The sequence below is a fragment of the Marinomonas sp. UCMA 3892 genome, assembly GCF_012726345.1.
Taxonomy (GTDB): domain Bacteria; phylum Pseudomonadota; class Gammaproteobacteria; order Pseudomonadales; family Marinomonadaceae; genus Marinomonas.
The window spans coordinates 147,655-174,433 of sequence record NZ_PTXN01000007.1 but is presented as its reverse complement, the minus strand read 5'-3'; the positions used below and the strand labels follow the sequence as shown (position 1 = coordinate 174,433).

23 protein-coding genes are annotated in these 26,779 nt (G+C 40.5%); 14 read left to right on the top strand and 9 right to left on the bottom strand.

The window, feature by feature from the left end:
* Nucleotides 1-114 precede the first annotated feature (114 nt).
* The gene (locus B6N13_RS11525) at nucleotides 115-837 is read left to right on the top strand and encodes an RNA methyltransferase (RefSeq protein WP_169459426.1); all 723 of its coding nucleotides are present in this window, start codon (nucleotides 115-117) and stop codon (nucleotides 835-837) included.
* Between the two features lie 143 nt (nucleotides 838-980).
* On the opposite strand, the gene gndA is transcribed toward B6N13_RS11525, so the two are convergent.
* Entirely contained in the window at nucleotides 981-2,504 is a 1,524-nt protein-coding gene (gene gndA / locus B6N13_RS11520; protein WP_169459425.1) for an NADP-dependent phosphogluconate dehydrogenase, read from the bottom strand.
* Nucleotides 2,505-3,010: 506 nt separating this feature from the next.
* Here gndA and B6N13_RS11515 point away from each other — a divergent pair.
* The 4 genes from B6N13_RS11515 (at nucleotide 3,011) to B6N13_RS11500 (ending at nucleotide 6,791) form a co-directional block, all read left to right on the top strand.
* Entirely contained in the window at nucleotides 3,011-4,567 is a 1,557-nt protein-coding gene (locus B6N13_RS11515; RefSeq protein WP_169459424.1) for a phosphoenolpyruvate carboxykinase, read from the top strand.
* 107 nt (nucleotides 4,568-4,674) lie between these two features.
* Nucleotides 4,675-5,454 (top strand): TatD family hydrolase, encoded by a 780-nt coding sequence (locus tag B6N13_RS11510; RefSeq protein ID WP_169459423.1) that lies wholly within the window; start codon nucleotides 4,675-4,677, stop codon nucleotides 5,452-5,454.
* Complete coding sequence (locus B6N13_RS11505) at nucleotides 5,451-6,329, top strand: sugar nucleotide-binding protein (RefSeq protein WP_012071170.1); 879 nt, start codon at nucleotides 5,451-5,453, stop codon at nucleotides 6,327-6,329. The genes B6N13_RS11510 and B6N13_RS11505 overlap by 4 nt, the downstream gene beginning before the upstream one ends.
* 45 nt (nucleotides 6,330-6,374) lie before the next feature.
* On the top strand, nucleotides 6,375-6,791 hold the full coding sequence (locus B6N13_RS11500; protein ID WP_012071169.1) for a hypothetical protein: 417 nt from the start codon (nucleotides 6,375-6,377) through the stop codon (nucleotides 6,789-6,791).
* Nucleotides 6,792-6,800: 9 nt separating this feature from the next.
* Here B6N13_RS11500 and B6N13_RS11495 read toward each other — a convergent pair whose 3' ends face one another.
* A complete protein-coding gene (locus B6N13_RS11495; RefSeq protein WP_169459422.1) occupies nucleotides 6,801-7,679 on the bottom strand; it encodes a hypothetical protein in 879 nt (292 codons plus the stop codon).
* Nucleotides 7,680-7,711: 32 nt separating this feature from the next.
* On the bottom strand, nucleotides 7,712-8,251 hold the full coding sequence (locus B6N13_RS11490; protein ID WP_169459421.1) for a YceI family protein: 540 nt from the start codon (nucleotides 8,249-8,251) through the stop codon (nucleotides 7,712-7,714).
* Nucleotides 8,252-8,390: 139 nt separating this feature from the next.
* Between B6N13_RS11490 and B6N13_RS11485 the strand changes: the two genes are divergently transcribed.
* Nucleotides 8,391-9,287: a LysR family transcriptional regulator gene (locus tag B6N13_RS11485; protein ID WP_012071166.1), complete on the top strand. Its 897-nt coding sequence runs from the start codon at nucleotides 8,391-8,393 to the stop codon at nucleotides 9,285-9,287.
* A 34-nt stretch (nucleotides 9,288-9,321) separates the two neighbouring features.
* Here B6N13_RS11485 and B6N13_RS11480 read toward each other — a convergent pair whose 3' ends face one another.
* The 3 genes from B6N13_RS11480 to B6N13_RS11470 all read right to left on the bottom strand — a co-directional run bounded on the left by B6N13_RS11480 (nucleotide 9,322) and on the right by B6N13_RS11470 (nucleotide 13,408).
* Nucleotides 9,322-11,238 carry a beta-ketoacyl synthase gene (locus B6N13_RS11480; protein ID WP_012071165.1) on the bottom strand — a complete coding sequence of 639 codons (1,917 nt, stop codon included), beginning with the start codon at nucleotides 11,236-11,238 and terminating at the stop codon, nucleotides 9,322-9,324.
* A gap of 150 nt (nucleotides 11,239-11,388) precedes the next feature.
* A complete protein-coding gene (locus B6N13_RS11475) occupies nucleotides 11,389-12,255 on the bottom strand; it encodes a glucosaminidase domain-containing protein (protein WP_169459420.1) in 867 nt (288 codons plus the stop codon).
* Between the two features lie 181 nt (nucleotides 12,256-12,436).
* Nucleotides 12,437-13,408, bottom strand: coding sequence for a glutathione S-transferase family protein (locus tag B6N13_RS11470; protein WP_169459419.1), 972 nt, complete (start codon nucleotides 13,406-13,408; stop codon nucleotides 12,437-12,439).
* 110 nt (nucleotides 13,409-13,518) lie between these two features.
* Here B6N13_RS11470 and B6N13_RS11465 point away from each other — a divergent pair, with 110 nt between their 5' ends.
* From B6N13_RS11465 to B6N13_RS11455, 3 genes are all read left to right on the top strand, one after another.
* The gene (locus B6N13_RS11465; protein WP_169459418.1) at nucleotides 13,519-14,673 is read left to right on the top strand and encodes a GGDEF domain-containing protein; all 1,155 of its coding nucleotides are present in this window, start codon (nucleotides 13,519-13,521) and stop codon (nucleotides 14,671-14,673) included.
* A gap of 457 nt (nucleotides 14,674-15,130) precedes the next feature.
* On the top strand, nucleotides 15,131-15,775 hold the full coding sequence (locus tag B6N13_RS11460) for a TetR/AcrR family transcriptional regulator (protein ID WP_248280307.1): 645 nt from the start codon (nucleotides 15,131-15,133) through the stop codon (nucleotides 15,773-15,775).
* A gap of 24 nt (nucleotides 15,776-15,799) precedes the next feature.
* Nucleotides 15,800-16,420 (top strand): LysE family translocator, encoded by a 621-nt coding sequence (locus B6N13_RS11455; protein WP_012071160.1) that lies wholly within the window; start codon nucleotides 15,800-15,802, stop codon nucleotides 16,418-16,420.
* 87 nt (nucleotides 16,421-16,507) lie between these two features.
* Here B6N13_RS11455 and upp read toward each other — a convergent pair whose 3' ends face one another.
* Nucleotides 16,508-17,164 carry a uracil phosphoribosyltransferase gene (upp, locus tag B6N13_RS11450; RefSeq protein WP_012071159.1) on the bottom strand — a complete coding sequence of 219 codons (657 nt, stop codon included), beginning with the start codon at nucleotides 17,162-17,164 and terminating at the stop codon, nucleotides 16,508-16,510.
* Between the two features lie 291 nt (nucleotides 17,165-17,455).
* Between upp and lon the strand changes: the two genes are divergently transcribed.
* Both lon and B6N13_RS11440 read left to right on the top strand, forming a co-directional pair.
* On the top strand, nucleotides 17,456-19,894 hold the full coding sequence (lon, locus tag B6N13_RS11445; RefSeq protein ID WP_012071158.1) for an endopeptidase La: 2,439 nt from the start codon (nucleotides 17,456-17,458) through the stop codon (nucleotides 19,892-19,894).
* 154 nt (nucleotides 19,895-20,048) lie between these two features.
* Nucleotides 20,049-21,428 carry an MATE family efflux transporter gene (locus tag B6N13_RS11440; RefSeq protein WP_169459416.1) on the top strand — a complete coding sequence of 460 codons (1,380 nt, stop codon included), beginning with the start codon at nucleotides 20,049-20,051 and terminating at the stop codon, nucleotides 21,426-21,428.
* Between the two features lie 26 nt (nucleotides 21,429-21,454).
* Here the strand turns inward: B6N13_RS11440 and B6N13_RS11435 are convergent, their stop codons facing one another.
* A complete protein-coding gene (locus B6N13_RS11435; RefSeq protein ID WP_169459415.1) occupies nucleotides 21,455-22,213 on the bottom strand; it encodes a TlyA family RNA methyltransferase in 759 nt (252 codons plus the stop codon).
* A gap of 121 nt (nucleotides 22,214-22,334) precedes the next feature.
* On the opposite strand from B6N13_RS11435, the gene B6N13_RS11430 reads away from it, so the two are divergent.
* Entirely contained in the window at nucleotides 22,335-23,171 is an 837-nt protein-coding gene (locus tag B6N13_RS11430; RefSeq protein ID WP_169459414.1) for a sulfurtransferase, read from the top strand.
* A gap of 75 nt (nucleotides 23,172-23,246) precedes the next feature.
* Here the strand turns inward: B6N13_RS11430 and B6N13_RS11425 are convergent, their stop codons facing one another.
* Nucleotides 23,247-23,564 carry a hypothetical protein gene (locus B6N13_RS11425; RefSeq protein ID WP_012071154.1) on the bottom strand — a complete coding sequence of 106 codons (318 nt, stop codon included), beginning with the start codon at nucleotides 23,562-23,564 and terminating at the stop codon, nucleotides 23,247-23,249.
* 167 nt (nucleotides 23,565-23,731) lie between these two features.
* Here B6N13_RS11425 and B6N13_RS11420 point away from each other — a divergent pair, with 167 nt between their 5' ends.
* Both B6N13_RS11420 and B6N13_RS11415 read left to right on the top strand, forming a co-directional pair.
* Nucleotides 23,732-24,901 carry a nucleotide sugar dehydrogenase gene (locus tag B6N13_RS11420; protein WP_169459413.1) on the top strand — a complete coding sequence of 390 codons (1,170 nt, stop codon included), beginning with the start codon at nucleotides 23,732-23,734 and terminating at the stop codon, nucleotides 24,899-24,901.
* Between the two features lie 47 nt (nucleotides 24,902-24,948).
* Complete coding sequence (locus B6N13_RS11415; RefSeq protein WP_169459412.1) at nucleotides 24,949-26,778, top strand: DUF3413 domain-containing protein; 1,830 nt, start codon at nucleotides 24,949-24,951, stop codon at nucleotides 26,776-26,778.
* Nucleotide 26,779: the final 1 nt, after the last annotated feature.

Sequence of the window (26,779 nt, the reverse complement as noted above, 5' to 3'; positions counted from 1 at the left end):
GCACACTTTTTACTAGTAAAATATTGGTTAAAAACTGATCGCTTTGCGGCTTTCTGGTAAATATCTGTTAAGATACGCGGCATTGTCCGACTGCTACTATTGGTACCACATAAAATGCAAAATAAAGTAAGAATTGTCCTTGTTAATACATCGCACCCTGGCAACATTGGTGGCGCTGCTCGTGCAATGAAAAACATGGGGTTAGCAGATCTGTATCTTGTTGCACCTAAGGAATATCCTAGTGATGAAGCAGTAAGCCGTGCCTCTGGCGCGACTGATATTTTAGATAATGCTGTTATTGTGGATACTTTAGAAGAAGCCTTGGCTGATTGTCAGCTAGTCATCGGCACCAGTGCTCGCGAACGTAATATTCCTTGGCCTTTGGTAGATCCAAGACAAGCTGCAGACTTAGTGTTTGATGAAGGCTTGGTTACGGCATTTGTGTTTGGTCGAGAAGACCGAGGGTTAACCAACGAGGAATTACAACGCTGCAATTACCACGTGCATATTCCTTCAGTTGAGACCTTTAGTTCATTGAACTTGGGTGCAGCGGTACAAGTTATCGCCTATGAACTACGTATGAAGACGTTATTGATGAAAGATGCTCCTGTTGTCGCTAGTAAATGGGATGTGCCAGCGGCAAATATTGAGCAGATTGATTATTTGCTTGAGCATTTAGAGAAAGTTTTAGTTCAGACAGAGTTTCTTGATCCAGAAATGCCAATGCAAGTGATGACGCGTTTTCGCCGTATGTTTCAGCGTTCGCGATTGGATCAGCAAGAAGTTGGAATGTTAAGAGGTATGCTTACCTCAATGGAAAAGAAAATGAAGTCTTGACGATTGCGCTTGCCAATACTTTGTTAACAATAGACTAAAAATGCTCATTTATAATCTAAAACAACAGCCCGCATCTCAAGCTGAAACGAAAAAACGCTGACTTATTGCTAAGTCAGCGTTTTTTTTAGCTAGAAGTTGTGATCTTAAGCTTTACGCTCAGGACGACCTTTTTCTTGCCAATAAGTATGGAATTTCTGACCAGGCTCTGCATCTACGCGTTCATAAGTGTGAGCGCCGAAGTAATCTCGTTGCGCTTGTAGCAAGTTAGCTGGCAAAACTTCAGAGCGGTATCCATCGAAGTAAGCCAATGCTGAGAAGAAAGACGGCGTCGGAATGCCTGATTGTGCAGCAAGGACAACGGCTTTACGAAGTCCTGCTTGCTTACTCGCCATTGCATCAGCGAAGTAATCGCTTAGCAGTAGATTTTCAAGTGCTGGGTTTTCGACAAAAGCATCGGCTATTTTCTGTAGGAAAGAAGCTCGAATGATGCAGCCTCCACGCCAGATTTTAGCGATATCACTGAAGTTAAATTTCCAGTCATATTCTTTTTCAGCTGCACGCATTAGTTGGAAGCCTTGAGCGTAAGCACAGATTTTTGCACAGTAAAGCGCTTCTTCGATCGCTTTTTCTACTTCTTCAGCTTCAATCTCGCCACTTTCTACATCAGCTACAAGCTTGCTTGCAGCAAGCTCTCGCTCGCCTGTCAGTGTGCTTAATGCGCGAGCGTAAACGGATTCGCTGATAATGCCAGCAGGAACACCCATTTGTGTCGCGCTGATAGATGTCCAGCGGCCAGTGCCTTTTTGGCCTGCGCTGTCTAGTATCATATCAACCAGCGGAGCGCCGGTTTTGTGGTCGTATTGCTGAAGAATGTCGGCTGATATTTCAACAAGGTAGCTGTTTAAAACGCCCTGGTTCCATTTTTCAAATAACTTACCAATTTCTTCAGGTTCGTAACCAAGCAAGGAGCGTAGTAGGTGGTAAGCTTCACAAATAAGCTGCATGTCGGCATATTCAATGCCGTTATGAACCATTTTTACGTAATGGCCTGCGCCATTTGGCCCAAGATAAGCGGTACAAGGTTCGCCTTCAGTAACAGGCTTGCCAGGCGTATTGCTCTCAATAGGTTTGCCATTCTCGTCTACTTTAGCGGCAACGGCTTCCCACATTGGTTGTAGATACTTCCAAGAGTCTGCGTCGCCACCAGGCATAAGAGATGGACCAAAACGCGCACCTACTTCGCCACCAGATACCGCAGTACCAAAGAATTTGAATTTTTCTTTGTATTCGGCTTCACGACGAATGGTATCTGTCCACTGACTGTTTCCGCAGTCTACTACGATATCGTCTGCTTCTAATCCTGCATCTATTAAGCTATTGCATACTGCATCTACAGGGCTTCCAGCAGGAACCAAAACAACGATCACACGAGGTTTTACTAAGTTTGCTAGCATGTCTTCCATATTGGAGCAGCCAATGATACGAGCTTCTGCAGATGGATCTGGGCGTTCTGTCTTTTCGGTGTCTAAAACGTCTTGTATTTTATGTGCGTCAAGATCAAAACCTGCAACTCGGTAGCCATGGTCAGCTAAATTTAAGGCCAAGTTTTTACCCATGACACCCAGGCCGACAAATCCAATATTGCAGTTCTGATTCGTTTTTAACATAAATATCGATCAACCTTTTGAACAATTGGGGGAAATTGAAGAAAGAATCTTACCATGAAGCACTATGATTCAGGGCATACTAGAGGTAAGAAAAATTCAAATAATTGTGTTTTTTTGATGTTTTTTAATAGAAACCTTACATTCTTGATGGCCTTTTAGTAGGAAATTGTAGTGGTTTGATAAGTCTTTTTTGCTGTTTTCTTAATTGGTAATAAGTTTTCCATTTGGTAGAAAGCCTACAGAAAAGAAAGAAAATTACAGAAAAAATAGTATTTGGCGGTATAGCCTAATGTTGAAATTAGGTTTCATAAGCTTTATTTTTATAAAAAACTATATTTATCAATTATTTATGACTTATTAGAAAGTTTCAAAATGGTAATAAAATAACATATTGTTATAACAATATTTTTTTTTAGATTGTTTTGTTACTATCTTTTTCACAGAAAAAACTTCGCATAATAACAAGAATGACCAGACAATCTTTTTAGTTCAGAGGATTTAGTAACATGAACTCCGCATCAGACGTATCTAACATACATAAAAATTTAACTACGCCGCAGTTGGTTGAGAAAGCTCTGCAAAATGGCGAAGGTGTTCTTGCCGATAACGGTGCGCTTGTTGTTGAAACAGGTGCTCGTACTGGTCGTTCTCCTATGGATCGTTTCATCGTAGAGGAAGCATCCAGCAAAGATAGCATTCATTGGGGACCAGTTAATCGCCCGTTTCCTGAAGCGAAGTTTGCTCCGCTTTGGGATCGAGTTGCCGCGTATCTTGATGGTCAAGAGTCGTTTGTATCTAACATTCATGTCGGTGCGGGAGATGAGTATTATTTGCCTGTGATTATGCGAACTGAAACAGCTTGGCATCAGTTGTTTGGTCGCAACCTGTTTATTCGTCCTGATGTCTATAACCCATCAGGCAAAGGTGAGTGGCAGATTCTTAATGCGCCAAATTTTGTTTGCGAGCCTGAGCGCGATGGTACTAACTCTGATGGTTGTGTGATTTTAAACTTTGCTGAGCGTAAAGTGCTTATTGCTGGTATGCGTTATGCTGGCGAAATGAAAAAAGCGATGTTCTCTGTACAGAACTACTTATTGCCAGCTCATGATGTATTACCAATGCATTGTGCTGCTAACGTTGGTACAGAAGACGATGTGACTTTATTCTTTGGCTTGTCTGGTACTGGTAAAACCACTCTGTCTGCTGATCCTGAGCGCTTTTTGATTGGAGACGATGAACACGGCTGGGGTAAAGATACCGTTTTCAATATTGAAGGCGGTTGCTACGCAAAAACTATCGATCTTTCTCAAAAGAATGAACCGATCATTTGGGATGCGATTAAATTTGGTACAATCGTTGAAAACGTTGTGTTGGATCCTGAAACGCGTGTTGCTGATTACGCAGATACGTCTTTGACTCAGAATGGCCGTGCTGGTTACCCTCGTGAGCATATTGAAAAACGTGCAGCGGGTAATCGTGCTGGAGAGCCAAATGCGATCATCTTTTTGACTTGTGATTTGACTGGTGTTCTTCCTCCTGTTTCTATTTTGACAAAAGAAGCTGCGGCATATCACTTTTTAAGCGGCTACACTGCGTTGGTTGGTTCAACGGAAATGGGTGCGGGTACTGGTATTAAGTCAACTTTCTCTACCTGTTTCGGTGCGCCTTTCTTCCCACGCTCCGCCGATGTATATGCGGATCTTTTGATCAAGCGTATTGAAGAGTTTGGTAGCAAAGTGTACCTAGTAAATACTGGTTGGACTGGTGGCGCTCATGGTCAAGGCGGTAAACGCTTTAGTATCCCAACGACTCGTGCGGTAATTTCAGCGATTCAATCTGGCGTGTTGGCTGATGTAGAAACCGAGCATTTAGCTGATGTTAACCTAGATGTTCCTACCCAGGTCCCTGGCGTTGATAAGGTTTTATTGAACCCTCGTAAAACTTGGGCTGATCAGGCTGCTTATGAAGCACAAGCGAAAAATCTGATCAATCAATTTGTTGAGAACTTTAAGAAATTCGATACTGTATCTGATGCTATTGTTAAGGCTGGTCCATCGCTTTAAGTTTATTTTATAGTACCTCTCAAAAAGCCGTGCATTTCGCGCGGCTTTTTTGTTTTTAGTGATTTATACGCTAACACTTAGTGTCTAAATAATGTAATCTTTTGTGTATGTTTATTGATAGCCATTGTCATTTAGATTTTGATGTGTTTGACGAGCAACGTGATTCGTTAATGCTGTCCTGTCTGGAAAATAAGGTGGCTGGTTTTTTAGTGCCTGCGACGACCTTTGTTAGTTGGTCAAAGCTAGCAACATTAATTAAACGTTATCCTGAGTGGCGTGCTGCTTATGGCTTACATCCTTATTTTTTGACAGAAGCTTCTTTGGATCAAATCGATTTTCTTGCTGAGCAATGTGATACACCTCGTGTGGTTGCTGTGGGTGAAATAGGGTTAGATTGTTGGCCAAATGCTGTCGATATGAGGGTTCAGTTGGATTTTTTCTCTCGCCAGCTAAAGGTTGCTAAATCATTGAAATTACCTGTTATTTTGCATGCTAGGAAAAGTTATGATTTGGTTTTTAAGTGCTTGCGGGAAACTGGTTTTAAGGAGGGCGGTGTTGTTCATGCCTTTAATGGCAGTATTGAGCAAGCCGAACGATTTATAGATTTGGGTTTTGTGTTGGGAATTGGTGGCACGGTAACATATTCGAGAGCACAAAAAGCTCACCGGGTATTGGCTTCGCTTAGTGATAACGCGTTTATTCTTGAAACAGACTCACCTGATATGCCGCTTCAGGGTTTGCAAGGTAAAAATAATACTCCGCTGTCTATTCCGCTCATTGCGCAATGTGTCGCGATGATAAGAGAAGAGAGTGTAGAGCATATAGCGGTGCAGACATATGATAATCTACTGAGGGTTTTTCCTAGGTGGAATGAGGATTTGCTTTGAATAATACACAAAATATTAATGCCCCGATTCGTATTCTTCTTTTAGGAAGTGGTACAGAAGTAGGTTCGTCTTTATTGCTTCTTTCTGAAGGAAAAAATGAGTTTGAATGGCTGTGCCCAGAAGAGTCGTTATTGCTAGATGTTGGACGAAGAGCTGAATTAGATGCGATGCAGTTTGATGTGATTATTGATGCGTTAAGCTTACGTTATGCACTGCAAAATGATTATGGAAAATTTCAGTCCACTTTGCGGTATTTGAGTGAACAGGCGAACACGACATTAATCATGATAAGTAGTGCTAGGGTATTTTCTGGCAATAAAGATGTGCCATATGCTGAAACGGATGTGCCAGATAGTTCAGAGCCTTATGCAAAGGCTTTGATTGAAGCAGAGTCTATTGTGCTTAGTAATCCTGAAAATATTGTATTGCGAACTGGTTGGTTATTTAGTGGTAAAGGGGATGACTTTGTTTGTAGGACGCTTGGTCTTATTCAGGATGGGGTTAATCTTGCTTATAAGGATGATTTGATCGGAAGTCCGACACCTGTATCAGATTTAGTTCGAGTTGTTTTGTCTATTGTGAGTCAGGGTTATTACGGTGCTCAAAATAAGGGTATTTACCATTATTGTTGTGCAGAGGAGATTAGTTGGATTCGTTTGGTTGAGGCTATTTTGGCAACATCTAGTCAGTTCGATCCGAAGGCGCAGGTAGAAGTTGAGGCTATTGGCGATTCATTTCCAGAGGTGCAAGAAACTTCTGCTATGCAGCGGCAATCATTATCATGCAGAAAGATATTCAATCACTTTGGCATTAAACAGCGTCCATGGCGATCAAAATTACGAAGTTTAGTTAAAGAGTTATATCAAGCTAGTTAGTTGGCGGTTTTTAGTTGGACTAAATAGACAAAATAGGGGGGTGGTGTGTACAAAATAAATCATAAAGCGGTCGTATTGATTTTTATCTTTCAAATGGTTGTTGGGGGGATCTGGTATTCTTCTACACCCCTGTCATTTTTGGGGCGCACAGCCTTGGAGGGGGTGGCTAAACAACCTACCGTTGGAATGGTTTTATTGTTCGCGTTTTCTGCTTTTGTGTATTTGTATTTTACTGCTTGGCTTTTGGTTAAAGTTAAAGGGTTATCTGGATTTGGGCGCTTTTTTCTAGTTATGGGAATATGGCTATTTATTGTGGTGCCTAATTATATTTTTGTATTTATTAATCTTCATCTTAGCGAATCTGACGTCTTGTATTTGTTGTTATATGGTGCGGCCAGCAGCGCCATAGCGGCGATTATATTACCGTTATGGCGATCTTCTAGATCAATCTTTAAAGATTAGATTTTTTAATCAATAAAGACTGCTTTCAGGCCAAACCAGCCATAAGCATAGCCCGCTGATTAGGATGCTGGCGACCGCTTGACCAATAATAATAAACGTACTTTGTTTATTGCTTAATGTGTTTCCTAGCGCAGTGGCTATAGGTGTTACAAAGCAGCTTGCAACAAGCATGAGCATAACGTTTAACGGAATGTCTGCGAGAACGTGACTTTGTGTAATTAGTCCGCCTAATATTAAAAATGCAGGAATGGTTATGTGACTGTGAGTTGCTTTTATAAAGTAACTCACAGTCACATAACCAAATAATGCTGCCCCTAAGGCTCCCAATAACTGTCCTATTAATAGGCTTCCTCCAATTGATATAACAGGTGCCGCCGTGCCTGCAGTAATCATCAATCCTATTGGTAAAAGTAGTGGGGAGATATTACGCGCATTGCTTGTTTTAAACTTAACTGTTTCTTGGGCTTTCTCTTGGGTGAGAAGGTGGTATATCAGTGTGACAAGTGCGCAACTAACAGCCCAGCTAAGGCTAATGACAAATCCTGAATGCTTTAATACAGGGTTAAGTAAGAAATAAAATGACAGCCCAAATAGCACAAAGCTAGCACTGAAACGAAGTGTTAGTGATTTAATTAAAGTTGGGCAAAGTACTGAGGCTATGCCAATTAGTGTTGTTACGCTGTAGTAATCTATCGCTTGGTTTGGAGGGAAACTCAAGCCTGAATGTATCAGGCCGAGTCCAACAATAAAACCACTAAGGTAACCAAGATAAGACGATGCACGTAACAATTTGCCAGCAACAATGCTGACTATTAGTGCGGCGAGAAAAGGGTAAACTGCCGTATGTAATAGCATTAAAATAGTAGAGTTGCTGGCTTCTTCGTACATGATCGCTTTCCTTGGTGCTTTTTTTAAATTGATTACTGGCGAATGCCTTCTACGTAAACTTCAATTTCAGTTGTATCTGTTACGCCAGGAATAAAGTAAGTCACACCAAAGTCACTGCGTTGAATAACGGTTTTTGCTTCAAAACCTGCACGGTAGCCGCCCCAAGGATCTTTACCTTCACCGATTTTCTTAACCTCAAAACTAACCGGTTTTGTTACGCCATGTATTGTTAGGTCGCCAGTTAAAGTGTCACCTTCAAATTTAGTGCTTTTAAATGTCAATGTTGGAAATTGCTTAACATCTAAAAAATCAGGACTACGAAGATGTTTGTCACGAGCGTCGTGGTTGGTATCGATACTGTCTGCTTTGATTGTTAGAGATGCACTACCTGATTTACCGTCTTCTGCATATACGAAGCCACCTTCGAATTCATTAAAGCGGCCAACGGTTGTGCTAACACCCAAGTGTCCGACTTTAAACACTACCCCTGAATGGGCTAGGTCAATTTTGTAATCCGCTGCCATTGTTAGGCTTGATGCGAGCATTAATGCACTGATAGTAATTACTTTCATTCTTGCGTTCCTATATGAGATTCAAAGATGTGAGCAGTTTAAATTGTTTTTTTTAATAAATAATCAGTCTAAAAAGCAATTCAATATTTACTAAAAAGAAATGATAATAAGGGAACTTTTTATTTTTTTAGGTGAGAGCATGGATAAACTACAAGCGATGAAGGTGTTTTGCCGTGTTTATGAGGCGGAGAGCTTCAAGTTGGCAAGTGACTCTTTGGGGATTTCTCGCCCTATGGTGACACGTTATATAAATTCCATTGAAGAGGAGTTAGGGACGAAGCTTTTGCAGCGCAATACTCGCAATATCAGTATTACTCATGCTGGTCGTAAGTATTATCAACATTGTATCGCAATACTCGATGCGATTGAGGAGGCAGAAAATGAAATAGGTGATCTTACGCAAAAGCCAAAAGGGCTATTGAAAATAAGTGTGCCAATGGATTTTGGCTTATCGCATATTGTTCCTTTGTTGGATAACTTTAGTCGTTTATATCCTCAAATTGAATTGGATGTTGATTTCAGTGATAAGCGTGTTGATATGACCGAGTCTGGTGTAGATATAGCGATTCGAGGAGGGGATTTAGGCGGGGATCAATTTGTGGCGCGGCCTTTATGTTATTCCAAGGGATTTGTATGTGCGTCACCAGATTATATTTTAAAGTATGGAGAACTTGATCATATAGAAGACTTAAAAAATCATTCCTGTCTTTTGTATAGCAATGCACTGGTGCCAAAGCGTTGGTCATTGACGGATGAGAATGGGGTGTCTCAAACTGTCTCTGTTTCTGGTGCCTTTACTGCGAACAATGGTGGGGCTTTAACGCGTTTTGCTTTGGCTGGATTGGGGATAATTTATCAACCTGATTTTTTGATAGCAAAATATATTGAGTCAGGTGAATTAGTCAATTTATTGCCAAACTACAAAGGCTATGAAATCAGTTTTTATGCTATCTACCCACAGCGAAAGCTGATGTCTAGAAAGACTCGATTGTTGCTGGATTTTTTACAAGAAGAGCTAGCCAATACGAAATTTTAACAGTATTGGCTAGCCTTTTAGGTTTTGGTTTACTTTATTTTAAATCACTAAACTCATTTTCTATATTTAGATTTACTGGCATATCGTATCCCGGTAAGTGAATTTCCTGATCCGTTATATTAAGTTCTTCGCCACCTAATACATTGAAGCCAAACTTATAGATAGGTAGAGTTTCACCACGAATTGCGGATTGGTTGTATTCTTCCGCTGCTGCTGCAACCTCAATGTTTTTAGCTTGGTAAGCGCTAATTTGCTCAGTACTATAGCGCTTACTTAGCATTTTCATGGTTTGAATCGGAGATAGCAAAACTGCGGTTGCGTTGTTTCCGCCAAAACCTTTTGAGTTTAGCAAAGCGGCATCAAAATAGTCTTTTCCATAGGCTTCGTGTTTTAGTTGGAATTTTAGGCCATCTTGATAAACGTCATCGGCAACAGCGTATGATGTTGTGATACCAGGTAAAATACCATCCTTCCAAACGCCTAGAGATAAGTGAAGCTGATCACCACCTGCTGTACCTTGAGAGTGACCAAGGAAAGCTTTCATCGCCACAACAGGTATTTCCGTTGCGCCAAAACTTGTGGCTGCTTTGCTTAGTACATGGGACTCAGTGATACGGTTTTGTGGTGTACTTGTGCCATGCGCTTGGATGAAGGTGCGTTGAGTTAAGCCGTCATTACCTATGATGTTTTGTAGGTAAGCCATGGCTTTGCTCATGGTCAAATAATTACCAATGCCTGGCGCTGAAATGGATTTTTTATGCCCATCCGCATGGGAGAATACTGCTGGAATAGAACCAAAAATTTCTGCGCCCAACTCAATGGCAAGTTCATCATCCATTAATAGCGTCCATTGACTAGATTCGCCAATGGTAAAGCCGCAGTTTTGAGCGAATGGTCGACAGCTGCGAGTGTGATCTGGTTCTTCCTGGTTTGTAATTTCGTCTAGAGCAAGCAAAGCTGTATCTTCTGCTAAGGCCCCCATGGTCCTGAAGCCTTCAATAATTTCAGGGGTGATTGGAGCATCACTGCCGCCAACCATTGCCACGCGAAATTTTCCAGTTTTGATGCCTTCTATGGCTTTTTCTAAGTTAAAAAAGTATGTTGCACAGGCGCCGATTGATGTTCCTACGTTACCAACGCTACCTAGAATATAAGCGTTTACAAAGTCTGCTGGCATTTGAGCATAGCCAAGAGGCAAGTGCTTTGATGTTGTGCGCTTACCCATAAGGGCTGATTTCAGCATGCCGCCAAATCCTAAGTCGTCCATTTGACCTATTGAATTGGCTGCATAAACGGCCATTTGGTCTGGAGCGACTTTACTGCGAATAGTTTCCCAATCAATACCACTACTCTTAACTGCATCTGATGCGCCATAGACCGTCATCTGTAAGCCCCGAGGATGATTTCGGCTCTGATATAGCTTAGATGGATCAAAGCCAGTAGGTAGTTGTCCGGCTGCTTTTACAGAAAGGGGGCGCGTGTCTTTTATGAAGGTTTCTAGATTACCGTCAACAACAACTTCACTTAAGATGTCTGAAAGCTCAGTTACTTGCCAGTTTGTAGGGCGATCATTTGGAAGAGAACGTGTCTTTATAGTAAAACTGAGTTTTTCTTCGCTTTGGCTCGACTGCAATGTTGTTGATTTGTGCAAAACCACATGGTCAACATCAAATAAACTAGGGTGAATACGACGAATCAAAGTACGAGCAAGGAGTGATTCCCCGATGCTGTCAACAAGTGCAGCAGCATCTAATGCTTCCCCACCATTTGTATACCAAAGGCCATTTTTGTGTTCGGCCATGTTAGTAAGAGTGGCAAGATCAAGTAAAACATCCTGCTGGATTGAACTTGGAAGAAGATCAAAGACAATTCGGCGATATGCTTGATGTGAAGAGGTACGACCAGCCGAATTGATTCCGCCAAAGCCAACAATAACAGGTAAACGGGCCAATTGAATTTCCTCGTTTGATGAGTGGGTGAAATATTACGGTATTGTAATGAAGGGGGTAACGCTTAGCCACCCCACATAAAGTAATTTCGTAACAATAAATTGCATTTTATTACATTTTTTCTTGTTTGAGCTTTGAATATTGTTATTGGATTATGGTTGCTCTGGTTTTGGCTGAGAGCGATTGAAGCGCCAAAGTTTGTTGTAATTAATTAAACCTTCTATTTCTTCTACGTAGGCTTGGCCTCGTTCTGAATAGTGTTCTAAACCATGAACTAGGGCAAGGCCTGTGACAACTTCTTTATCTTGTCTTAACTGCGCGCGCGAGGCTCTGAGTTTTTTGTAAGCAGCGTTAGTGTTTAGGTTATCAATATAGGCAAATACAGACTCGCGGGCATCATTGAATTTTCGCACTTCATGATTTGCATCTTCGTTTCTAGATTCTGGTACAAGCCCACAGCCTTTTCTAAAACACCATTGACCAAAGTAGTTGTTACCCTTTGTGGCAAAGCGAGATGTTCCCCATGCAGACTCATTGGCTGCTTGCGCCAAAACCAGAGAGGCAGGAATAATGTCGAGTCTATTAAGTAATGCCTGTATATCGTCTTTTGAATAGTTCTCAAGTTTTTTGAGTTTGTGGTTTTGGCGAAGTGTAGAAATCCATTTTTTGTTTTTTGTTGATAATTTTTTATTACTTTTAAGCAGGGCAGTTAGACGCTCGCGATCTTTTAAAATAAGGCTGTTTTTTTCATTTATAAAAGGTGTTAAGTAGTCAAAAAAGGCTTTTTTGCGTTCTTTTATATCCGTTATAGCTGCAAAGTCAGGGCTGCTTTTCTGGATAGGATGTGATTTAAAGTAGTTCTTTTCATCAGGCGTTGCTTCCCCTGACTCTTCATACAGAGAGCTTGTATCAGATGCTCCATCTTGTGCATCGTCCATGTCATATTTAAATGGGCCAGCTTTTATCCACAAAATAAATATTATTGCAAAAGAGATAATCCAGAGTATTTTCTTTTCCATAAATAGCCACAAGTCTCAAATATTTATATTTTTCAGCTGGTATTACAAGGCTAGTAATGACTAACTGAAGGGGTGCGCAGATAAAAAAGTGAGTCTATTATCCTTAAAAATAGCTCACTTTAATAGACTTTAACTCAGGCTTCTTGAATTTGCCTTAATTCCTTGTTTTATGAACTGATGCTTAAGGAAATAATTTAGCAGGTCCTAGAGGAACCACTTGAGTTGGGTTGATTGTTTTGTGGCTGTAGTAATAATGTCGTTTGATGTGCTGTAAGTTTACTGTATTAGCAATATTGGGTTCGTTGTAAAGTCGTTTTAAAAAAGCATTAATGTTTGGGTAGTCTAAGATGCGTTTTAGGTTACATTTAAAGTGTCCAAAATAGACGGCATCGAAGCGGATTAGTGTTGTAAAAAGGCGCCAGTCTGCTTCTGTCTGCTCTTCTCCCAATAAATAAGTACTAGTTGATAGCTTTTCTTCTAAAAATTCCAATGTGTCGAAAAGTGGTGTCAGAGCTTCCTCATAAGCTTCTTGAGTAGTCGCAAAGCCGCATTTATAGACACCGTTGTTTACCGTGTTATAGATTCGCTCATTTAACTCGTCAATCTCATTGGCTATGCTACTTGGGTAGAAGTCCAAATGATTTCCTGTCATTTCATTAAATGCGCGATTAAAAATACGGATAATTTCCGCAGATTCGTTGGATACTATGGTGTTGAGTTCTTTATCCCATAATATTGGTACTGTGACTCTTCCACTGTAATTTGGGTCGGCTCTTGTGTATAGCTGGTGGGCGAAATCAAAATGGTGTAATGGATCGCCTATGTCAATGTTAGGGTCTTTAAAGTTATCATCTTGCTTAAACTCCCAACCATTTTCAAGCATGTCTGGGTGAACACAACTGATACTAATAATATCTTCTAGTTGCTTTAGTTTGATGAATATCAAGGTGCGGTGAGCCCAAGGGCAGGCAAGCGAAACATATAAATGATAACGCCCTGCTTGAGCGGGAAAATGGCTTGGATTATTTGATTGGTATTCGCTTTCTGGGTAAATCCAGTTTCTGAATGCGGACTCGCTGCGTACGAATTTACCTTTGCTTGCTTCTGTGTCGTACCATTGGTCAACCCATTGACCATCTACAAGTAATCCCATCGTATTTTCCTCTAGTTTTGAATTCACACTATTATTAATGAAATCGAATCGTTTTCGGGGCAATATATCAGTCGTATTTAATCGAATGATTCGATGGGTTTGATTTTTTTATGTCCGAACGTTTAAGTTCATTGTTAGTTCCGTGCTTCATTTTACTAGTGAGTGTTTATGCTAGTTTGTATGTTGGTCTATTACCACCTTTGTGGTTTGGTCTGTTGCCATTACTTCCTCTTATTTTTGCTGGCGTCGCTATTTTACTGGCTTGGCACTTTAATAAAGGTCGAGTATTGATTCTCGTTTTGCTGTTACTGATTCCGAAGCTCTATGGTGACTCGGATCAGGCTGCATCATTGACCGCATATTTGGTCGTTTCTTGTTTCTGTATCGCTTTGTTGGGGGTTGTGCCTGAGCGAGGTTTTTTTAATCGCTTTGTCGTAAATCGTATTTTATTTGTTTTAATGCTGGTTAGCTGGTGTTACGCCATTGAACGAAACTGGGTGTCATTTGCGTTTTTAGATCATGCATTTTTAGCCACCGATGTTAGTTGGTCTAACGTTTTACTATGGTGTGTATTGTTTATCAGTGCTCTGGCAATTGGTCTAGCTTGGTGGCTAAGTGGTGATACTTTTCGGGCAAGTGGCTTAATTAGTATTGTGAGCTTGTTGATCGCCAGTCACTTTGTTTCCTCCGATATACAATTTGATGCATTGTTATCTGCCCAGTTTTTATTATGGATTTGGTTCTTACTGATGGAAAGTCATCGAATGGCTTATTTAGATGATATGACCAAATTGCCAGGTAGGCGAGCCTTGAATGAACAGCTTGTTGGGTTGTCAAAATATTATGCGATTGCCATGGTTGATGTCGATCATTTCAAAAAATTCAATGATACTTATGGGCATGACATGGGGGATAAAGTGCTTAAAAGTGTTGCTGCCCAGCTGAAACAGTTTTCTAGTCCGGGGCGAGCGTTCCGTTTCGGTGGCGAAGAATTTACCATAGTATTCCGAGGCAAGCGCCTTTCCGAGGTTGATGGCATTTTGGAATTGATTCGAGAAAATATTGAATCTGCTTTGGTTGAGGTGTTTGACCCTAAAAAGAAACAAGAAACAGAGGTGAATGTAACGGCTAGTATTGGTGTGGCTTTTGCGGTTGTTGGTGAGTCTTCAGATTCAGTGCTGAAGAGGGCTGATGAAGCCTTGTATCAGTCTAAAAAGAAAGGGAGGAACCGTGTTAGTAAATCCCCACCCCCTAAAAATGCTTGAATTTAAATAAAATTGATCGATCGGTCAGTTTTTTCGTTCTCATCTATTGCACTGTTATTTCACCTGTCTATAATCTACCACTAGATTACATCAAAGATCGTATACGCTAGACAAAAGCGGTAGGGTCTTTCAGTCTACTACTAACAGTAGACATGATGGTCATAACCAAGTTATGGCTGTCTTGCCGGAACATTGAGATACGTAATTTTTTAGATTACGACTTGATCACAGTGCCAACGTGGTGTAGCAGTTAGCCTAATGACGAATGCCTATAGTCATTAACGTCTCTGCTACGAGGGGAAATGGGGAGCTTCGGCTCCCTTTTTTTATGCGATTTTTTCTTAAGGCTTCGTGCCTATTGTAAAGAATGTTATTCTTCCGATGTATCGCTCAGGATGGTAAGTCGATATAAAAAACATCCCCCTTTAGTGACATGTTGATCAGCGAGGCTTCACCCTTGACCGAAGTAAAACGACCAAAAGATCAGTTGAAAGCGCACATTCGTGCTCAAAATCAAACCCTTATTTTAGAAACATCTGAACGTGTTTTTGCGCGACAAGGTTTAGCGAAAACCACTACTCAGATGATTGCCGATGAAGCCGGGTTACCTAAGGCAAATGTTCATTATTATTATCGCTCTAAAAAAGACCTCCTAGAGGCTGTGTTAGAGCGTATTCTTCGTCTTTGGTTAGATTCCGTCAGCGAATTTAATGTTGAAGAGGGACCTAAGCAAAACCTGACGCGCTATATTAGTGAAAAAATAGATCAATCGCGTAGCAATAAAAATGCTTCTAAGATCTTTGCGATGGCGTTAATAGGTGAAGAAACCTTTGTTTTAGATTATCTTAGAAATTTGTTTGTTACTGAATTAAGTCGCGAAAAGGCGACAATTCAGGTTTGGGTAGATAAAGGCCTGATGAATCCTGTTTCAACCGAGCATCTTTTTATTAGTATTTGGGCGATGACTCAGACTTATGCTGATTTTGATGCGCAAGTGAAAATTCTATTGCAGAAAAATGAGTTAGAAAAAAGTGATTATGAAGAAGCTAGGCAATTTATTACTCGCATGGTTTTAGCTGGTTGTGGTGTTGCTGAGCATTAGCCGTAAGTTGGTGGAGGGTTTGATATGACTCTAGAAAGCGGAATTACATTTTTTATTGCTATTTTTATTTTCAGCATTACTCCGGGACCTGGAATTTTTGCTATTTTGGCAAGAAGTATTTCTAGAGGTGCTAGAGCAAGCTTTTCTCTTAGCCTTGGTATGGTGATGAGCGATATCGTTTATTTAGTGATGGCGTGTTACGGCTTGGCAGCCATTGCATCAGCTTGGGAGGAGGTGTTTCTTATTATACGTTATGCTGGTGCTGCTTATCTTATTTATCTGGGTTGGAAAATGTGGATATCGCCAGTTTCTACTATGTCTTCGGGTGATAATCTGCAAGACGTGAATAACGAGATAGCGAGCTTTATTCAAGGCTTTATGATTTCTGCTTCTAACCCTAAAGTAATACTTTTTTATGTGGCTTTTTTGCCGACATTTATGGATTTAACCGTCTTAAGTGCTGCGGATATTGTGTTGGCCTCGTTTCTTACTTTTGTTGCCTTGTTACTTGGTTTGACGATAATTTCTATTGGAGCTTCTCAGGCGAGACGTTTTATGAAGTCTGAACGTTCTATGAAGACTTTGAATAGGACCGCAGGTGGCATCATGGCAAGTGCTGGTGCTTTTTTGGCTCTTAAGAGTTAGCTTAATTATTAATTTGCTGCTTTTGAATGATAAAAAAGCCGCCTCTTTATCGAACTAAGAGGCGGCTTTTATTTGTTTATTCAGTAATTAGCGCGTGCCGTAAATGCGATCGCCAGCGTCACCAACACCTGGACGAATGTAGGCGTGCTCATCTAGGCCACGATCAATTGAGCCAATGTACATGGCAACATCTGGATGTGCTTCTTTAAATGCTTGAATGCCTTCAGGTGCAGCAAATAGACAGATAAAGCGAATATCTGTTGCGCCCATTTCTTTCATCTTATCGATGGCCATAATGGCTGAGTTACCCGTTGCTAACATTGGGTCAACTACAATAATGGTACGTTCATTCACTGAGTGTGGCATTTTTAGGTAGTATTCAACAGGCTGCTTTGTGTCTGGGTCGCGATACAGGCCAACATGCCCAACTCGTGCACTAGGCGACAGTTTCAGCACGCCCTCAGCCAGTCCATTACCCGCTCGCATTATGGTAACGATACAAAGCTTCTTACCTTTTAGAACTGGGCACATAGCTTTTTCTAAAGGTGTTTCAATTTCAACATCGGTTGTTTCTAAATCGCGCGTTGCTTCGTAGCCAATTAACGTTCCTAGCTCCTCAACTAACATACGAAATTCACGGGTACTGGTGTTCTTATCGCGAAGACTGGTTAATTTGTGTTTCACAAAAGGGTGTTTGATCACAAATATATCATTGTAAGCCTTAAGGAGTTCATCGCGGGTCATTAGCCTTTCCTTTTTTGTAACTCTGGGTTGAGAGTGTGAAATTGAGCGGATTCAATCTTTATCATGGTTCTTATAATAACACTAAGTCGGAATTGGCCAAATAACTAATCCTGTCCTATGGGTTAGTTTGTTTCTTGAAGTGAGTAAGCATTTGGGAAAATGACCCATGGTATTGTTTTCGGCAATATCGCCATTACATAAGATCTATACATAGCAAAAGCTTATAAAAAATAGCCATAGGTATTTCTGGCGCCATTTTTACAAAAATACAGATTTATTGAGAAGTTTATTATGAATGATGACGAACAATACTTAGATGCACAAGAAGACCAAGTTGAAGTAACGGAAGACGAAGGCGTTGTTATTAGTGATCCTAGAGGTCTTGCTCTTCCAGACGATGTTTTGCCTGAGACATTGTTTATTTTGCCTATTTCAAGCCGCCCATTTTTTCCTGCACAGGTTCAGCCGGTTATGGTCGATGCTGAGCAGTGGGAAGATACTTTAGAGCGAATCGCAGAACATCCTCAAGCGGTCGTAGGTTTGGTTTATGCTGATAAGAAAACGAAAAAAGCGCCTTCAGTAGACGAATTTCGCTCTATTGGTTGTGTTGCAAGAGTACATAAAGCTGAGAAGCAAAATGATAAATTGACCTTTCTAGCTCAAGGTGTAAAGCGTTTTGAAGTTATCGAATGGTTAAGCGAAGAAGCTCCTTACCTTGCTCGTGTTCGTTACCTGAATGATGTGAAATCCAATGATGATGAATCGAAAGCCTATTCCATTGCGATTCTAGATGCGATTAAGCAACTAATTCGCTTAAACCCTTTATTTAGCGAGGATCTGAGGCAATATTTAGGGCGATTCTCATTTAATGAGTCGGGCTTGCTGGCGGATTTTGCTGCGTCCATTACTTCTGCGGATGCGGAAGATCTATATGATGTTTTGGCAACCATTCCAATAAATGCTCGTATGCATTTAGCGCTTACCTTGCTAAGAAAAGAGCTTGAAATTGCGCGCTTGCAGAATGAAATTAGCGCTGAAGTAAATGATAAAATCAGCAAGCATCAGCGAGACTTTTTCTTAAAAGAGCAATTGAAAATTATCCAGAAAGAGCTGGGTATTTCAAAAGACGATCGTACTTCTGATGTAGAAACATTCGAAGCTCGTTTAGAAGGTAAAACTTTACCCAAAGCAGTGAACGATAAAATCCAAGAAGAGTTGCATAAACTGAGCATTCTTGAGACAGGTTCTCCAGAGTATGGTGTGACGCGTAACTATCTGGATTGGGCGACGTCTTTGCCATGGGGCGTTCATTCGAAAGATAACTTAGATATTAAATTAGCCCGAGAGGTTCTTGAATCTCATCATGCTGGTCTTGGTGATATAAAGGACCGTATTGTTGAATTTTTGGCTCTTGGTGCGCATCGCGGCGAAATGGGCGGTAGTATTTTACTACTTGTTGGCCCGCCAGGTGTTGGTAAAACATCCATTGGTAAATCGATTGCAGAGTCTTTGAATCGTAAGTTCTATCGCTTTAGCCTTGGTGGTATGCGTGACGAAGCTGAGATCAAAGGTCATCGTCGTACCTATATTGGTGCTTTGCCGGGTAAATTCGTTCAAGCACTAAAAGATGTCGAGGTAGAGAACCCCGTTATCATGTTGGATGAGATCGACAAAATAGGATCTTCTTTCCAAGGAGATCCAGCGTCATCTTTATTGGAAGCACTTGATCCTGAGCAAAATGTTGAGTTCCTCGATCACTATTTAGATATGCGTATCGATTTATCGAAAGCTTTGTTCATTTGTACAGCTAACCAGCTGGATACTATTCCTGCGCCGCTGTTAGACAGGATGGATGTTATTCGATTGTCTGGTTACATCGGTGATGAAAAACTAGCGATTGCTAAGCAGCATTTATGGCCGAAATTGCTGAAGAAAAATAAGCTGTTGAAGAAGCAGCTGAATATTACTGATGCTGCACTTCGACATATTATTGAGCATTATGCTCGTGAAGCGGGTGTTCGAGGCTTAGATAAATTGCTGCAAAAAATCTTACGCAAGAGTGTTGTTGAGTTAATGACGGGTGAAAAAGAGCATATCAATGTTGGTGTGAAAGACGTTGAGACCTTGTTGGGTATGCCTTATTTCCGACCAGAAAAAACATTACAAGGTGTTGGTGTTGTTACTGGTTTGGCTTGGACTTCTATGGGCGGGGCGACTTTGCCAATTGAAGCCAATAAAGTGCATGAGCTAACACGAGGCTTGAAACTCACGGGTAAGCTGGGTGATGTGATGAAGGAATCAGCTGAAATTGCGTATTCCTATGTCTTCTCTCATGCAAAAAGCTATCAAAAACACCCAGAATTTTTTGATAAAAGCTTAGTGCATTTGCATGTACCAGAAGGCGCGACACCTAAGGATGGCCCAAGCGCTGGTATTTCTATGGCTACAGCATTGCTGTCATTGGCTAAAGGTGAACCGGTTCGACGTGGATTAGCAATGACAGGTGAGTTGACGCTTACTGGCCAGGTTCTAGCTGTTGGTGGTATTCGTGAGAAAATCATTGCCGCTAAGCGTAGTAAAATTAGTGAAGTGATTTTACCTGAACCAAACCGTCGTGATTTTGAAGAATTGCCGGAATCGGTTAAAGAGGGCATGACTGTGCATTTTGCTGAACGCTTTGCAGATGTTGAAAAAATTGTTTTTAATCGATCAAATAACGATCTTCATTAGGTTATCCACAATGTAAGCATTTTCTCAAATCGTCATACATGAGAAAATACTGGACCGGACAAGTGCTGCTTGTCCGGTTTTTTATTTATTGGCGAATTTTTTTGTCGCGTTTTTTGTCGCATATAAGTTGGATGCGTCATTTTAGGGGAAATAAATGCCTAGTCCGGCAAAGCTTACAGAAGGTTCAACCTTTAAACATGTTGTTAGCATGTCTGCTACTGGTGCGTTTGGTTTGATGTGCATGTTTTTGGTTGATCTAGTCGACATGCTTTTCCTCTCTATGTTGGGTGAGAAAGAAGCTGTGGCGGCGGTAGGATTTGCCAGCACCATTATGTTTTTTACCATTTCATTAAGCATTGCCGTGTCTATTGCCGCAACTGCTTTGGTATCCAGAGCGGTTGGCGAAGGGCAGATCGAGTTGGCTAAACGTCGTGCTGTCAATGTTCTGGCATTTGGTATTTTCTTTTCGACCGGTGTGGTTTGGCTTATATGGCCCAATATTCCCCATATCCTTTTGTATGTTGGTGCCACAGGACGAACGCTTGACTTGGCAACAGACTATTTGCAGATTTTAGTCATAGGTATGCCAGCGGTAATGATTGGCATGATTGGCTCTGGAATTATGCGAGCTTTGGGTGATGCCCGCCGTGCTATGTACGCCACCATGGTTGGTGGCTTGGTTAATGCGCTATTAGATCCTATCTTCATTTTTGCTTTTGGGTTGGGTGTGCAAGGTGCGGCTATTGCTTCTTTGCTTGCGCGTTTTTCTATGGTCGCTGTGTCGTATTATGGTGTGGTCCATATTCATAAGATGTTGGGCGAGTTTGACTTAATAGATTTCTTTAAAGATGCTAAATCGATTTCTGTTATTGCCATTCCTGCTATGTTAACTAATATGTCCTCGCCGTTAGCGAATGCCATTGTCATGGAGCATACTTCGTCGTTTGGTGATGATGCAGTTGCTGCTGTGGCGGTTATTGGGCGTATTATTCCTGTGGTGTTTGGCGGGATATTTGCTTTATCAGGTGCTGTTGGTCCTATATTGGGTCAGAACTATGGGGCCGGGCGTTTTGATAGGATGCACAGTGCGATTAGTAGCGCTGTCGTTTATGCTTTCGGGTATTGCTTAGTATTGTGTTTTTGTCTTTATCACATGCAAGATTGGCTTGTGTCAGTGTTTCATGCAACACAAAGTAGTGCGGACCTAATTCGGTTCTTTGCTACCTTTGTATCTTTTAGTTTTTTCTTCCAGAGTTTGTTGTTTATTGCGATTGCAGTTTTTAATAACCTTGGTAAACCGTTAAATAGTACCTTGCTAAATTTTGGTCGTGCGACGTTAGGTACATGGCCATTAATTACTATCTTCTCTCTCTTTATGGGGGCAGAGGGGATACTTTTTGGACAGGCTGTAGGATCGGTTATCTTTGGCTGTTTGGGGTTTTATATGGCAAGAAACTACATTACCGAGCTGGAAGAAAAAGAAGCTCGCGAAATTTTACCTGATAGTCATCATTGTTATGATGAGGTAATTTAACTGCCTTAACACCGAGATTTTAAGATCTATGATCTGGTTGCCCAAAGTAGAAATTCTTGATTACCGTCACCGCCTTTGATTGGGCTTTCTATATAGCATTTGACTTCAAAGCCTAGTCTTTTGACGAAGTCTTGCATGTCCTGTTCGAGTAACTTTACACGCTGTTTGTCTTTTACTATTCCGCCTTTACCGATGAATTCTTTGCCTACTTCAAATTGAGGTTTTACTAATGTAATCAGGTGACCTGTTTTACTTAGTAAATTTGGTAGCTGTGGCAAAATTTTAGTCTGCGATATAAAAGAAACATCCATGACAATAAGATCAAAGCCGTGTTCTGGAAAGTGTTCGTTTAGGTCTTCAATACTCAAGTTTCGAGCATTAATTCCTTCTAGGCAGATAATATTTTGATGATTACGTAGGCGGGGGTCCAGTTGATCATGTCCGACCTCAACACCAACAACATGTGCTGCACCGTGCTGAATCGCGCAATCACTAAAGCCACCGGTAGATTGGCCGATATCTAATACAAGGAAGCCTTCGATATTGAGTTTTGTGTGTAGTAGAGCACCTTCAAGTTTCAAGGCGCCACGGGAAACGTATTTATCGGCCTCGTCTGAGATGACGTTCAGCTCGATATCGGATGGCAATTTCAAGCTAGGTTTGGTGACTTTTATCCACTTCTCGTTTTGTTTGTATGAGATTCGTCCTTCACTGATAAAAGTTTGTGCTTGCGAGCGAGATTTAGCAAGGCCTTGCTCGGTAAGGATTAGGTCGATACGTAACATAGAAAACTCAGTAGTAAGATAATTGCTGCGAATATTAGCAAAAAATGAATAATCAAAGTAGATTTAAAAGAAACAGAAGCGGTCTGTTTTATGACCACGTATGATTGTCTGAGGAAAGCCTGTGCTATTAAAAACATTAATTAATACAAATGAACTGGCCCTATTACTTGGGCAGCTTAACGTTGTTGTTTTAGACTGTAGATTTTACTTAACGGACCACGCTAAAGGTCTGTCTGAATATAATAAAGGACATATTCCAGGTGCTATTTTTGTGGATGTCCATCATCAATTGGCAGCACCAGAGACAGAATTGACTGGTCGACACCCTTTGCCGGATGAAATTGTCTTTTCCGAGCAATTGCGGGCTTGGGGAATAGATTCTAGTACTCAAGTTGTCGTGTACGACGATATGGGGGGAGCGATTGCCGCACGAGCTTGGTGGATGCTTAGCCAGCAAAATATTGATGTACGTGTTTTAAATGGTGGTTTTCCTGCATGGCTGAGAGAAGGGAGGGATGTATCACTGGCTCCTGTCAAAGCAAAATCGACATCCAATCAAATTGAGGTTTCTTTTCCTTGGGCGGTCAGTGAGCAAGCGATAGTTGAAAACTTTGAAACGAATCAGTTTCAATTAGTGGATGCTAGAGCATCAGATCGCTTTAATGGTGAGAATGAAACCATTGATGCTGTTGCTGGGCATATTCCAGGTGCTATCAATCGTCCATTTTCAGATAACTTAGATGCAAATGCTTGTTTCAAACCCGCTGAGCAGCTTCATGTGGAATGGCAAGATTGGCTATCCAATAATAGTGATGCATACGTGTATTATTGTGGTTCTGGTGTAACTGCTTGCCATAATGTCTTGGCTTTAAACTATGCAGGGATTGAGGCAAAGCAAGTTTATGTTGGGTCGTGGAGTCAATGGTCGAAAAGAATGCTGCGAGCTGTTGCTTTGTGATGACATAGACTTTACATAGCGAATATGACGGAGCTGAGCCTTTGGGTCGAGGTTGAGCTCCGTCGTGAAACCTAGTTATTTTGGTGTTGCCCCTGCCATAAATATTTGCACTTGTTGATGTGTTTCCCCCCATATGTGTGATTTAACTGCAAGCAAGAAATGTTCGGCTTCTTTTAACGTTACTATACCGTCCATTAATTTGATGCCAATTCCTTCTTGAGTAAAGAAAAAGTGCCATGTGTGTTTGTCTATAATGACTTCACCTTCGCCATTGTTGTAGCTAACTTGTTGGAATGGATAGTCGCTGGGAATAAAGCAGGAAAGCTCTTGTCCTGAGGCGCCATAAATAAGATCAGGGATATAGCCTTGACGATCTACCAGTTCAAACTTCATATAGAACTCCTTGTTTTTTATTAAGATTAGCTGTGGTGTTCTCGATTTGCTGCATTTCTTGATGTAAATAACAAAAAAACACGATTTGGCATTTTTAATTATGGTGCAAACTGTAAAATAGCCTCTTTTGAATACAAATTCTATCTTTAAAGTAAAAGGTAAGCTGAATGAAAATAGCGGTGGCTGGAACTGGGTATGTTGGCATTTCTAATGCTCTGTTATTAGCAAAGTACAATCATGTCGTCGCCTTGGACATTGTTGCCGCTAAGGTAGATATGCTTAATAAAAAACAATCACCTATAGAAGATCGTGATATAGAGCGTTATTTAGCTGAAGAAAGCCTTGATTTTGTTGCGACACTAGATAAAGAAGAGGCCTATCTTGGTGCCGACTATGTGATTATTGCAACTCCAACTGATTATGACCCAGAAACAAATTATTTTAATACTAGTCATGTTGAGTCCGTAATTCAGGATGTTATGCGTATCAATCCTAATGCGGTCATGGTGGTGAAATCTACTGTCCCTGTTGGTTTTACAAAGTCCGCGAGCGAGCGTTTTTCTACTAATAATCTCTTATTTTCACCTGAATTTTTGCGTGAAGGCAAGGCGCTATATGACAACTTATATCCTTCGCGAATTGTTGTAGGGGAGGTTTCAGATAGAGCGCAGGTTTTTGCCGATCTGCTTGTTCAGGGCGCGGAAAAAACAGGCATAGATGTGCTGCTTACCGGTTCAACAGAAGCTGAGGCAATTAAGCTATTTGCCAATACCTATTTGGCTATGCGCGTTGCATTTTTTAATGAATTAGACAGCTATGCAGAATCTCACCATTTAGACAGTCGTCAAATTATTCAAGGCGTTGGACTTGATCCACGTATTGGTAATCACTATAACAACCCCTCATTTGGTTATGGTGGATACTGTTTACCAAAAGATACTAAGCAGTTACTTGCTAACTATGACAAGGTTCCAAATAATTTAGTGCGAGCGATTGTGGACGCAAATTCTACACGTAAAGATTTTGTTGCTGAATCCATCTTGAAAAATAACCCAAAAGTCGTTGGAATTTATCGTTTAGTAATGAAAGTAGGTTCTGATAATTTTAGAGCGTCTGCTATTCAAGGGGTTATGAAGCGTATAAAAGCCAAAGGCGTAGAAGTTGTGGTGTATGAACCCGCGTTTCATGAAGATAACTTCTTTAACTCGAAAGTAATTAAGGGATTAGAAGAGTTTAAAGCAACATCTGATGTGATTGTGGCAAATAGAATGACAGATGATCTATTTGATGTGAAAAATAAAGTATATACGCGGGATTTATTTGGCGTTGATTCGTGATTTGATTTTTGGCTTTTTTTATTTAATTAATCTTCTAGGTTTTTATCATGACTCTTGGTAGTAAACGTTCGGTTTTTGGTTGGTTTCTAATAATAAACATATTTTTTTCTATACTATTAGCAATAAGGTATTTTTATTTTTTACCTGAATTTCCGACAGATATTTTAGGAGCCTCTTTTATTGTTACGAGTTTAGTTGGGCAGATGGCATTATTAGGTGGAATATTAGGCCTTTTTGCTTTTTTATTTATTTTTCTTCCTAGAAAATTCTTTTATCTAATTATTAGTGTTTTTGCGACAGTCGCGTTATTTGTGCAACTAATTGATAGTTTTGTTTTTGCTCAATATCGTTTTCATATTAACGAAGTTGTTCTTAAGCTTGTGTTATCCGGAGATGTCGTTGATTTTTCTATCGTTACCTGGCTTATCGCCGCTTTTAGCTTTCTTGCCATATTTTTAATTGAATATGCGTTACTGCATTTTTTAAGTGCCTATTCAGCAAGAAAACTTAAAAAAAGGTATTTTGTATGTTTTTTTGTTTTATGTTTTTTTGTGAGTAATTTTATTCACATATGGGCTGCTGCAAACGCATACCAGCCTGTTACTATCAGTAAAAGCTATTTGCCTTTATTTCAACCTGCTACCGCAAATAATTGGATGCGAAAGCATGGTTGGATTGATGAGAAGGCATTAGAGCAGCAAAAAGAGTTGTCTTTAAAAGTAAGCAGTAACCTTAACTATCCAATTGGAGAGCTGAATACAGTTACTGTCGATAAGCCTGTGAATATTATGTTTTTGGTCGTGGACTCATGGCGTTTTGATACCTTTAATGCTGATAACTCACCTAACATGTGGGCTTATGCTCAAAACGGCGTTTCTTTCGCTAATCACATATCAACAGGGAATGCGACTCGAACAGGTATTTTTGGCCTTTTCTATGGTCTACCTGGGACGTATTGGCAAAGCATGCTATCGAATCAAAGATCTCCCGTTTTTATGGATCGCCTTCAAGCGTTGGATTATCAGCTAGGTATTTTTACTTCTGCTTCTTTGACTGATCCTGAGTTTAATCAAACTGTTTTCGCCAAAGTGAATGGCTTGCGTCTAAGGTCTGAAGGAAGCTCTCCTGCTGAAAGAGATAAAAACCTGACAGAAGATTGGTTGCAGTGGTATCAACATAGAGATAAATCTAAACCAACCTTTTCGTTTCTTTTTTACGATGCTCCGCATGGCTACGATTTTCCGAAAGATTACGACAAAAAATATGAACCTATGTTGGCGGACGTAAATTACTTAGCTCTTAATAAAGATTCTGATCCTAAACCATTTATGAATCGTTATAAAACGAGTGTCCGCTATGTTGATGATTTGGCTAAACAGGTGCTGGATGAGTTGAAGTTAACAGGCGATGCTGAGAATACTCTTGTTATTATTACTGGTGATCATGCCCAAGAATTGAATGACAATAAACTTAATTACTGGGGACATAATAGTAATTTTACGGCAGCACAAACTCATGTGCCATTTATTATGGTTGGGCCTAATATTGGGGGGAAATTAGAAAAAGAAAAACTAGATTCTATGACAAGCCATGAAGATGTTGTACCTACATTAATGAAAAATTATCTTGGCGTTACTAGTCCTCTAAATACTTATTCAGAAGGTATTGATCTTTTAGGTAGTGGTAAAAAGCGAGATTGGGTGCTTTCGTCAAGTTATGCTGCTTATGCCTTGATTACTAATGATAGTATTTTGGAAGTAGGTGCTGGTGGTCAATATAAAATCTATGATTTAACAAATAGAGTAAAAAAAGGTGCAGAGCCTAACTATATCTATTTAAAAGATGCACTAGAAAGTGTTAGTCGATTTAGAAAATAGT